The following is an 11,469-nucleotide window of genomic DNA, read 5'->3' on the forward strand; positions in this document are numbered from 1 at the left end:
GGGCTTTTTTAAATTCAATCCTAAAATTTGCTTTGATCTCCTCAAGTGAATAGCCTTTAACTTTTAATACTGGTCTTCCCAAAAGATGTTGTTTTAGGGAAGACAAGGCATATTTGTGAAATTATAAATATTCTTTATGTAAAATGAGAAGGTTCTCAAACATCACCAAAAAGGCTAAGCCTTGATAAATACTTAGCAACTTGGTGTAAGGTTAGCTATGTGTATATAGATCATGTATGGTGTACAAGATCAATAAAATCACTCAGTATTACTCTAAAATGAAGTTACTTTTAACTAGGCTTAACATGTTAAATTTTAACATTTTTATGATCTAAACTCAAGCAGTTTTGTGGTAGTAAAATGATCACATTATGTATAACTACTTTACAAAACAAAAAATCAAAGCGCTGTTTATCATTGTTTTAACATGGGCAAGCATATCTTTATGCCCCATATCATCTGCATTTGCTCAAGCGACAAATGCGACTGTCTCTGGACTAATTTTAGATGATAGCAAGGAGCCTCTCATAGGAGCCAATGTTTTGGTCAAAAATGAGTCCACTGGATTTGAGGCAGGAACAATCACAGGTTTAGATGGGAGATTTCAATTGCAGCAGTTACCCCTTGGGAAACCCTACACGGTGACTGTAAGCTATATTGGGTTCAATACTCAAAAACTGACAGGCTACCAACTCAATCAAGGTGATAGAATCAATGTAGAGATCACCATGGAGTATGGAAGTAGTGACCTGTCTGAAGTAGTCGTCACTGGCGATAGCTTCAAAAATCAAGTGGATAAACTAGGAGCAGTGACAGCCATTGATTCTAAGCAAATCAAAAACCTACCCACAGAAGGTAGAAATTTCACGAACTTAACTGCTCTCTCACCACTTCAAGGTGGAGGAGGACTCAACTTGGGAGGTCAGCGAAGAACTTCCACCAATGTCACTTTGGATGGTGTAAATGCAAGAAATCAATTGACCGCAGGGGAAATAGCACGTGGTCCCTATACGGTATCTATTGAAGCAATCAGGGAGTTTGAAGTAGCTACCAACTCCTATGATGTCACTCAAGGGAGACAAGCTGGTGGAGCGCTGAATGCAGTCACCAAATCAGGCACCAATACACTCGAAGGCTCGGCTTTTGCATACCATAGAAATGACAACTTAGCTAGTCCGTTAGATATCAGAGGAAATGAAAGAGAAGTGGTATTCAACAATACTCAGTGGGGTTTTAGCTTAGGAGGACCAATCATAAAGGATAAAGTACATTTCTTCACTGTATTTGATAGACAAGATGCTGGAGAGCCTGTTTTCATCGGTGACATTCGAAACGAAGATGATGAATTAAGGCTTAGAATTAGAAAAGACACTTTGGACAAATTCGTAGATGTCGCCCGAAGGCTTTATGGAGTCGGTTCAGAGCAGCAGCTGGGAGAATTTTCCAGAAAAACGGTAGCCAACACCTTCTTTGCAAGAATAGACTGGCAAATCAACAAAAGAAACAAATTGACTATCAGAAACAACTACACTGACTGGTCAAACCCTTTTTCAGTAAATGACAATACTGCGATCAATTTAGCAGAAGTTTTTGGAGACTTCTCATCAAAAGAAAATAGCCTTCTAGTATCCTTGAGGTCTATTGCCAATGCAAATACCACAAACGAACTAAAAGTCCAGCTTCAACATGCTGAAAGAGGTTTTACTGTCAATGGGCAATTGCCGTCCAACAACATGCCTAGAGCAATCGTCAGGGTGGTTTCACCTTTTCCTACCGAAAACAATCCAAATGCCGTACAAACAACAAATGTTCAAATTGGTGGACAGCGATTCCTGCCAGAAACCAATCTTGAGCAACAAATCCACATTGTAAATACCACTTATACCCAGCAAGGGAAATTCAACTTCACTTTCGGTACAGACAATATGGTGACCTATTTAGAAACATTGCTAAGTAGTGAGCAAAATGGAAGATTTTTTTACAATAGCTTAACAGACTTCGAAAACAACAACCCATTTCGATATGCCAGAGAGGTGCCACTGCAAGGACTTCCGATCGTGAAGCAAACCGTAGTAGACCTTTCGCTTTTTGGCCAAATGGAAGTAAATCCTCATAAAGATGTCAACTTGGTGGCAGGATTGAGGTATGATGCGACGATGTTTATGAATGAGGCCGCTTTCAATCCCACTGTATCCAATGAGCTTGGTATTAGGACAGACAATAAGCCAGCTGATTTTAGAAACCTCCAGCCCAGAGTTCAAGCGACTTGGGACATTAAAGGAAAGAATACAGATGTATTGAAATTTGGTGCGGGTATGTTTGCCGCGCAGCCACATTATTATGCTCAAGTGAACAACATACAAAACTCAGGAGTGATGCTTGCAGCCATAGATGTACAAGGAGATTTGGTTCCTGAGGCTGACTTTATCGGCTATAGAAATGGACTCGAAGCTCCAGGGATTCCAGAAGGTGCAGACTTTATATCCACCATCAATAGCGTCGCTGATGATTTCAGGGTTCCAAATACATTCAAGGCAAATTTAAACTATAACAAGCTGATTGGTGATAGATTTAGAATCGGTGCCAACGTGATCTACTCTTACACATTCAATAACTATGTCTATTTGGAGAGAAACATGGTCGATAATCCTTATTTCAGGCTTTCAAATGAAGGAAATAGAGGGGTGTTTGTTCCAGCCAATACAATTGGGTCTAATGGGCAGACCAATTGGTTGAATTCAAGAAAGTCTAATAATGTCGGAAGAGTACTTGAATTGAATTCCGACGGGGAAGGATATCAATACGCTTTGATTCTAGATGGTAGCGTAAGGCTTGGAAAGGATGGCTATATTACTGCCTCATACACTTTCAATCAGGCTTTCGATAATACATCATACAATTGCTGTGTAGCCAATACTTCCACTTTCCTTCCTGTAGTAGATGACTCTAGGAAATTGAATTGGGCGTATTCAGACAATCAATTTAAACATAAAATAGTCTTGAATGGAGCTACTCCAACTTGGCGTGGATTTACAATGGGGGCGACATTGATAGGAATAGGTGGATCAAGATATTCTTTCTTGGTATCTAATGGCTCGCTTCAAGGTGACTTCCCATTGAACAACGCACTTGCTTTTGTATTTGATCCCAACAGTCCAGATACCCCACAAAATATCAGAGACGGATACAATGCGATTCTAAATGACCCAAACACTTCTGAAAGTACCAAAAAATATTTGAGAGAAAGCTTTGGAAAAATAGCCGATAGAAATGGAGGAGAAAATCCAATGTTCTACAACCTCGACCTCAGACTATTGAAAAACATAAAAATAGCAGGTTCTCAAAGAGTGGAACTGTCTGCAGATGTATTTAACTTCATGAACATGCTCAATAAAGACTGGGGTGTGGACAATAACCTCAGCAGCAGTAGAAACCTACAAAGCATCAGGGGTTTTGACCAAAGCTCTCAACAATACATCTATAATGTAGAACAAGGAGTTGGAATTCTGCCTATTAATGGTACTCCTTGGAGGATTCAGCTAGGGCTTCGGTATTCTTTTTAGATCCTATTCAAAATAAAAATCTCATAGGCTTGCTTTAAGTTTTGGTTAAGATTCAGAAAGAGTAGCGGAATATTCAATACTCTTTCTGAATTTTATCAAAAAAAGCATGGACATCTTATCATATTTTCAACAAACCCTCACAAGAGAAGAAGCGAGTAATCTGATCAAAGAGGTAAATTTTCGAAAAGGAGAATATGTCTATATGCCTCCCATCAAACCAAATGAGATGTTTCAAATAATATCAGGGGCTATCAAAATTGGAACATATACTGAAAAAGGTGAAGAGGTCTGTTATGATATTTTGTTTCAAAATGAAGTATTTGGAAATCTTCGGTATCTCAATGGTCAATTCTTTGAGTTTGCAAAAGCGCTGACTGACTGTAAAATCATCTGTTATGAATTGTCATTTTACAAAAAGATGATAGTCCATGATCCATTGATCTCAGACTGGTTTAATAAAACGACCATTCAACGATGGTGTAAAATGGAAACAAGACTGTATAGATTCTGTACCCTGCCAGCAGCAGAAAGAATCAAAGCGCTTTTCGCTGAATTCGACCACATCATAGTGATCTCTAAATCAAAGAAAGTGAAAATATTGGATCTCCTACACATCGTAGACATTGCCCAAATGACAGGAATATCAAGACAGACCGTATCAAAACTACTAAAGTCATTTGATGATAGCTCAAAATTGAAAACAAACAAGCTCCAACATGACTCAACCATTCTAATGGATAAGAAACTTATCCATCACCTTGCCTAAACAAGAAAAAAACGCACCAAGAACCATGTACAATATATCTAAAAAATTCAATAGTGGGATTTTAGTCTCTTTGACTTTCCTATTAGTCAGCACAATGGCTTATTCCCAAGAGGTCCAAAGAATCGCTTTTGGGTCTTGCAATAAACATGACCTTCCACAACCCCTCTGGAATCCAATAATAGAAGACTCGCCTGAGGTATTCGTCTGGCTCGGAGACAATGTCTATGGAGACACTCATGATATGGACCTCCTTAAGCGTAAATATGATGCTCAAAAAGCTATAGAAGGATATCAAAAACTTCGTCAGAATGCAAAAATCATAGGTGTATGGGATGACCACGATTTTGGTATCAATGACGGAGGAAAACATTACGCTCAAAAAGTGGCATCCATGCAACTGATGCTAGATTTTCTTGATGAACCCAAAGATAGCCCCAGAAGATCGCAAGAAGGTGTATATGGTGCATATGAATATCATCATGGAGAAAATTCAGTGAAAATTTACCTTTTAGACGCTAGGTATAGTCGAGATACCCTTTACAAAGAAGATGGTCAATATCTGCCAAACTTAAGCGGGTCTGTATTAGGTGAAGAACAGTGGACTTGGCTAGAAAAAGAACTAAAAAACAGTAAAGCTGATGTCAACATCATTGCGTCTGGAATACAATTCATACCAACAGAACATCCTCATGAAAAATGGGAAAACTATCCCAAAGAAAGAGAGAGACTATTTGACTTGATTCATTCTTCTAAAGTGAAAAACCCAGTTCTCTTAAGTGGAGATAGACATATCGCTGAGATCTCAAGATTAAAAGATAGCAGATTCACTAAGGGTCTTTATGAGATTACTTCTAGCGGAATGACTCATGTGTGGAAAAGCTACAAAGAAGAATACAACCCATACAGGGTATCTGGATTAGTCGCCTCTCTTCATTATGGGTTGGCCTCCTTTGACTGGAAAAACAAGCTTATGAATTTTCAAATAAAAGGTGAAAAAGGTCAAGTTTACATAGAACAGACAATCCAAATATTGGATTAAAAAAAACTCTCCATGAAGGGAAAATCTTTCTTCATGGAGAGTTGAATCATTCCAACTCCGCTGACTTGGCCCAAATATTCAGTCCCCCATCTGTTGCATAGCGATCTATAGCGGCTAGTTCCTCTTCCGTAAAGGAGAGGTTCTCAATAGCACCAACACAATCTATCACTTGTTCGGCCTTGCTAGCCCCAATCAATGCTGTAGTCACCCTGCCATTTTTAAGTACCCATGCAATCGCCATTTGTGCCAAAGTCTGTCCTCTTTGCTGTGCGATTTCATTTAGCGCTTTGATTTTGCCCAGATTCTCTTCACTCAGGAACTTAGGATTGAGTGATTTATCTTGATTGGCACGGCTATTTGATGGGATCTCCTTGAGGTACTTGTCCGTCAGCATACCCTGAGCTAATGGAGAAAACACGATAGAACCTATGCCTTCATTTTCTAAGGTGTCCAAAAGTCCATCATCTTCCACCCATCTGTTGAGCATGGAGTAGCTTGGCTGATGTATCAAGCATGGCGTGCCCAGCTCATTCAAGATAGCGACGGCTTCTTTGGTTCGTTTACTGTTATACGAAGAAATGCCAGCATAGAGCGCTTTGCCTGAACGGACGATTTGATCCAAGGCCTGCATGGTTTCTTCCAAAGGAGTATTGGGGTCAAAACGGTGAGAATAAAAAATATCAACATAGTCTAGTCCCATTCTTTTAAGACTTTGATCACAGCTAGCGATTAAATACTTCTTGCTCCCCCATTCACCGTATGGGCCAGGCCACATTAGGTATCCCGCTTTGCTAGAGATGATCAACTCATCCCTGTACCCTGCAAAATCTTCTTTCAGAATCTTTCCAAAAGCAACTTCAGCACTTCCTGGAGGAGGCCCATAGTTGTTGGCTAGGTCAAAATGCGTAATCCCAAGATCAAAAGCTGTTCGACAGATTTCTTGTTTGACTTGGTGAGGTTTATCATCACCGAAATTATGCCATAACCCTAGGGATATGGCTGGTAACTTCAACCCACTGTTACCACATTTGTTATAAACCATTTTTTGGTATCGTTCGGGATTTGGCGCGTATTTCATCTTTTATTTATTTCATTTTTTTGAGCATACTAAGTTACAATTTAACAATTACACACATCAATGTACTTCTCATCTTTTTAATTTAAAATGATTTATGAATATAATTAATTGAAATATGAATAAAAAACATAGAAATAAGCATAGTTGGAACGGTTGTTGAAAGTCTAAAGACAAAAAAACCAACAACCTATGCTAACCATAAACAACAAACCAACAGGAATTTTACCACTTGTATCATTTGGAAAGAAGAGCGATAAAGACGTAGACAAAAGATCCAATAGAGATACACCAGGAGAATCTGAAGGTGCTCGTCCTCCAAAAAAAGAAGAGTATAAAGAGCGTCAAAGGAAAAACGATAAAGAGAAAGATGACGGGCTAGGAGAGGATCAAAAAGTAGATAATGAAGAAAAGTATAAAAATAAGCGCTAATTTTTCCTTAAATTAACTTTTTCAAAGGCAAATAAGGAATCTAACATGTCAAATATTAGCTTAATCATAGAAGAGCGTGCTGCCAACATTGGGAATTTTATGGTCGGCAGGCTTCTTCCTTTCAGGCAAAAAAGAGCCGTAGGTCCATTTGTATTCATAGATCACATGGGACCAGTCAAAATGAGCGAGCGAGAAAACATGGAAGTATTGCCCCATCCACATATTGGTCTATCTACACTTACATTCTTGTTTGACGGAGCTATTATGCATCGAGACAGTATCGGAAGTGAAGTAGAAATCCAACCAGGTGCGGTCAACTGGATGACAGCTGGTAGTGGTGTGGTACATTCTGAGCGGACTCCTGAGAGGTTGCAAGACTCCACCAAAAGTCTTCATGGGCTACAGATTTGGGTTGCATTACCCAAGGAACTTGAAGAGACTTCGCCATCATTCACACACATAGACGCCAACCAAATCCCAGAATGGCAAGAAGATAGCATTAGTTTCAAATTGATAGCTGGTGAAGCCCTTGACAAAAAATCTCCTGTGCCAGTGCATAGCCATCTGTACTTTATAGAGATCAAAAGTCAAAATGCTACTAAAGTGAGCATTGGCGACAAGCTATATGGGGAGAGTGCCCTATATATTCTCAATGGCTCCGTATTCAGCGAAGGAAATGAGTATGGACCAAAGCAAATCCTCGTAGCGAAAGATGCCAAACTCTGTGAATTTGACATCGCTGAAAATTCTACGGTATATATTTTTGGAGGCGAATCTTTTCCAGAGGAAAGATACATCGATTGGAACTTTGTCTCTTCGAGCAAAGAGCGTCTTGCTAAAGCTAAGGAAGATTGGATCAATCAGAAATTTCCGAAAGTGGTAGGTGAAACAGATTTTGTTCCTTACCCTACTTTCAAAAAGTCTTAAAATAAAAATCTTACATTTTTTCTTTCAACATAATACTAAAGGACAAATAATTCTAGAACCATGGAAATAGAACAAATCAACCACGAATCGAAAGGGTACTTCAAGGCTATAGATGATGGAAAAGAAGCCGGGAGAATGACTTATTCTTGGGCAGGCGAACAAAGGATCATCATAGACCACACGGAAGTAAATCCTGAATTCAAAGGTCAGAGTGTGGGCAAGAAGATGCTTATGACTGCTGTGGAATTTGCCCGAGAGAAAAATATTAAAATCTTACCCTTGTGCCCTTTTGCCAAAAGTGTATTTGACAAAACACCTGAAATTCGGGACGTACTTTAAGCCAAAACCTCTTTTATTCTCCAATAGCAAATTTCAGCTGTAGCTCTTGAAAGTACAAGGTATACCTTGCTTGTGCATGGTCTGATTGTGCAGTAACTAATTGCTGATTGGCTTGAGCCAAATCCACAAAATTGCTGATGCCCAATCGAAATCTCTCCGAAATGGCCTCATGTGCTACTTCGGCAGCTTCCAATTGCACTGCGGTTGCGTCCCGCCTTTTTACGGCTGCTCTCATGCCTTGGTAGGCAAGTTTTACTTCTTGAGAAATGGTTCTCTCCATGGCGCTTCGATCAAGCTGCTGATTCATAAATTCTACCTTGGCCCTTGTGACTTGAGTCTTATTATCGTAGTTATTGAAAATAGGTATATTAAGGCTTAAGCCAATGACACGTTGAGGGAAAATAGTGAAGAATTGGTTACTGAAGGTTCTATCATCCAGAGAAGTATAGAATGTATTAAAATTGAAGTAAGCGCTAAGTTGAGGAAAATATGCAGACCTTGACATAGCCAGTAGACTTTTGCTCCCTTTTTCCATAACCTGCTGTTGTTGTAAATCCTTTCTTAATGCTTTAGCATTTGCATACAACTCCTCAAGAGGAAGACTAATCCACTCAAGTTCATCCACATCAAGCGCTATAGGGGTCAACATCGGCAGTACTTCAGATTCAAGCTGAAGACTTTCTGCCAGAACCCATCGGTTGGTCTCCCAATCAAGCTCGGCATCCAGCAAAACTGTCTCTAGTCTTGCTACTTCGGACTGCTGATTGTATAGGTCTGCCAATGTCCTAAGCCCTACATCCACAAAACCCTCGATCTGTGCGAGCATCTGACGCTGATTTTCTAGGTTTTCCCTAGCAATCCTCACCAACTCCTCACTAAGAAGGGCTTGAAGATACTGTTGAGCAATGGTGTTGTAGACAAGTTGCCTGTTTCGTTCTAATCCCAGCTCACCGGCCTCTTCAAAGTACTTCCCTGCTCTTGTCGTGTGATGTTGACGAAAAGCATTGAATACTGGCATGCTTGCATTGATGCTTCCTGATACGATCGAATTGACCTCATTGGTCACGATCAGCTCTCCCTCTACTTGCTGAAACTGCTGACCAATCTGCCTGAAATTTGAATTGGAGATATTTAATCGTGGCAAGTAACTCATCTGTGCATTCAACCGCTCCATTCTAAGTATATCTTGCTGATTGAGTAGCTTTCTGTAATCTACCTGCCTTTCCAACCCGATCTCTACTGCCTCCTCAAAAGTCAAAACAACTTCTTGTTGTGCTATACCACTGGGTACATGCATCATCAAGAGCAAAATTGTAAATATCACTACTCTCATATTGCAATATCCTTATCAATTCTTCCATCCATCATTTCTATCAATCTGGTGCCATAGTCTGCATTTTCCCGGGCATGAGTAGCCTGGATGATTGTCATACCTTCCTGATTGAGTTCTTTGAAAATCTCCATGATCTCTTTAGCCTGTACTGAGTGAAGGTTTCCAGTGGGCTCATCAGCTAGCAGTACCCTAGGCTTCCCAGCAATAGCCCTCGCAATACCTACTAGCTGCTGTTGTCCTCCAGATAGCTGCTCTGGAAAAAGGTCTTTTTTTGCCACCATATTGAACCGATCTAGTAAGTCTGCAATGAGGCTCTTACGCTCAGAACTAGACACATTTCTGTAAAGTAAAGGAGTCTCTATGTTTTCGTAAACAGTCAGCTCGTCGATCAGGTGGTAAGCTTGAAAAATATACCCGAACTCTGACTTGTGAAGCGCCCCTCTTTGTTTTGCTTTCATGGCATTCACGTCCTTTCCGTCAAAACTATAGCTCCCTTCAAAATCCTCGTCCAACATTCCGATGATATTCATCAAGGTAGATTTCCCCACTCCTGAAGGTCCCATCAGGGTGACAAATTCGCCTTGTTGAATTTTGATATTGATACTTTGTAAGATAAATATGCGCTGGAAGCGAGATTCTATATATTTGTCAATGCCATTGAGTTCTATCATTATTTTATAATTTCAATTGTTTTAGCTTAATTTCAGAAAAAGGTTATTGTAGTTTTCTCAATCTTTCATTTCCATAGTTATGCCATAAAAAACCAGCCTATTTTGAAGCTTAATGCCATTTATTAAAATTTCCCTGCTTATTCCCCGAACACCTTTGTCCGCCAACGGACGAAAAAAGATTGTTCTCAAAAAAATCTCAGTATCACTTTTGTTAAGAACTTAAAGTTTATTTCAAATCATTATTAGTGCAACATTTTGAATCTTGATAATAGAAAAATGACCAATCAAAGAAAATCAAAATTTTGGAACGATAGCAATAAGTTGGTAAGCTTTTCTGCTATACTGATCAGTGCGGTCAGTTTGTTTATCCTAATTTATCAAACCAATCTGGCAAGTAAGCAATTTGAATTGGAGCAAAAGCAACAGCTTGCTTCTGTGAAGCCTTATTTACAAATTTTCCAAGGGTACACTCCCGAAGATGACTTTGTTTATATAAAAATATGACTATCCACTTTCTTGCACGTAACCAATTAATAGATTATTGGATTAGCAATTTGATATTCTTCTGACAGGAATTCTTTCCTAATGTTGAGTATTCACAGCTTAATAAAGTTACTTCATATACTACGTGCAACATTGCGAATACTCATATATAAAAAACACAGGGCTTGGTCCAGCATTTATCAAACATGTTCGGATGAAATATAATGATGAATTTTTTGAAAATATGGATTACATTGGGCTTTATAGGAAAGTAAAAAAAGAAGGAAATCATCCAGACCTTATTGTCGAAACCAATTTTGTTACAGAAGGTATGGTGATTTCACCCATTGACATATTGGTATTACTAAAAGTTTATTCACTTGAAAATGAAGACACATGGACAGATGTGTTATTTGGAAAAAAAGTAGAGATGGAAATAGAGTTTGCATCCATCTATGATGAAAGGTGGCAAGTATCGGGGACTTTCTCATCACCTGTAAAAATGAAAGATTTTGAGGATTAATTTTAGATTTTCCTTTTTGTACACCTAAAGACTGCTTTGTGCATTTTACTTTATAATTTGTACTTTCTCGATGCATCTTTACGTTAACTCACTACGTCCTTCCCTATATTCTTTCCAGCCTAGATTCATGCATCCAGTTTTGTCGGTCGTGCCTATGGCACTATGGCTTTTGAGCTTTTCTCGCCCTATATTTGTCGCGTCCTGAAATTACTTGACACTTTTTTTATTGTTTTTCTTTTGTTTTCATCATCTTAAATGCCCCCTAGCTCAAGTAAGGAAACTTGTCAAGGCCGGAGCAGAGCGACGTTTATATAGCCT

10 protein-coding genes are annotated in these 11,469 nt (G+C 39.2%); 7 read left to right on the forward strand and 3 right to left on the reverse strand.

Going from position 1 to position 11,469, the window contains the following annotated elements:
* Positions 1-371: 371 nt before the first annotated feature.
* The 3 genes from MM239_RS11205 to MM239_RS11215 all read left to right on the forward strand — a co-directional run bounded on the left by MM239_RS11205 (position 372) and on the right by MM239_RS11215 (position 5,368).
* Positions 372-3,563 carry a carboxypeptidase regulatory-like domain-containing protein gene (locus MM239_RS11205; protein WP_241348330.1) on the forward strand — a complete coding sequence of 1,064 codons (3,192 nt, stop codon included), beginning with the start codon at positions 372-374 and terminating at the stop codon, positions 3,561-3,563.
* Between the two features lie 106 nt (positions 3,564-3,669).
* Positions 3,670-4,329, forward strand: coding sequence for a Crp/Fnr family transcriptional regulator (locus tag MM239_RS11210; RefSeq protein WP_241348331.1), 660 nt, complete (start codon positions 3,670-3,672; stop codon positions 4,327-4,329).
* A gap of 25 nt (positions 4,330-4,354) precedes the next feature.
* Entirely contained in the window at positions 4,355-5,368 is a 1,014-nt protein-coding gene (locus MM239_RS11215; protein ID WP_241348332.1) for an alkaline phosphatase D family protein, read from the forward strand.
* A gap of 46 nt (positions 5,369-5,414) precedes the next feature.
* Here MM239_RS11215 and mgrA read toward each other — a convergent pair whose 3' ends face one another.
* Positions 5,415-6,446: an L-glyceraldehyde 3-phosphate reductase gene (gene mgrA / locus MM239_RS11220; protein ID WP_241348333.1), complete on the reverse strand. Its 1,032-nt coding sequence runs from the start codon at positions 6,444-6,446 to the stop codon at positions 5,415-5,417.
* Positions 6,447-6,635: 189 nt separating this feature from the next.
* On the opposite strand from mgrA, the gene MM239_RS11225 reads away from it, so the two are divergent.
* Genes MM239_RS11225 through MM239_RS11235 form a run of 3 tightly spaced genes read left to right on the forward strand, consistent with a single transcriptional unit; the run spans position 6,636 to position 8,141 of the window.
* Positions 6,636-6,875, forward strand: a complete 240-nt coding sequence (locus MM239_RS11225; RefSeq protein WP_241348334.1) for a hypothetical protein — start codon at positions 6,636-6,638, stop codon at positions 6,873-6,875.
* Positions 6,876-6,920: 45 nt separating this feature from the next.
* Positions 6,921-7,802 carry a pirin family protein gene (locus MM239_RS11230; protein ID WP_241348335.1) on the forward strand — a complete coding sequence of 294 codons (882 nt, stop codon included), beginning with the start codon at positions 6,921-6,923 and terminating at the stop codon, positions 7,800-7,802.
* A gap of 60 nt (positions 7,803-7,862) precedes the next feature.
* Positions 7,863-8,141 (forward strand): GNAT family N-acetyltransferase, encoded by a 279-nt coding sequence (locus tag MM239_RS11235; RefSeq protein ID WP_241348336.1) that lies wholly within the window; start codon positions 7,863-7,865, stop codon positions 8,139-8,141.
* Between the two features lie 13 nt (positions 8,142-8,154).
* On the opposite strand, the gene MM239_RS11240 is transcribed toward MM239_RS11235, so the two are convergent.
* Positions 8,155-9,474, reverse strand: a complete 1,320-nt coding sequence (locus tag MM239_RS11240; protein ID WP_241348337.1) for a TolC family protein — start codon at positions 9,472-9,474, stop codon at positions 8,155-8,157.
* Positions 9,471-10,145 (reverse strand): ABC transporter ATP-binding protein, encoded by a 675-nt coding sequence (locus tag MM239_RS11245; protein WP_241348338.1) that lies wholly within the window; start codon positions 10,143-10,145, stop codon positions 9,471-9,473. Before MM239_RS11245 ends, MM239_RS11240 begins: the two co-directional genes overlap by 4 nt.
* A 697-nt stretch (positions 10,146-10,842) precedes the next feature.
* On the opposite strand from MM239_RS11245, the gene MM239_RS11250 reads away from it, so the two are divergent.
* On the forward strand, positions 10,843-11,151 hold the full coding sequence (locus MM239_RS11250; protein WP_241348339.1) for a hypothetical protein: 309 nt from the start codon (positions 10,843-10,845) through the stop codon (positions 11,149-11,151).
* Positions 11,152-11,469: the final 318 nt, after the last annotated feature.

It is taken from the genome of Belliella filtrata (assembly GCF_022549775.1).
Classification (GTDB): domain Bacteria; phylum Bacteroidota; class Bacteroidia; order Cytophagales; family Cyclobacteriaceae; genus Belliella; species Belliella filtrata.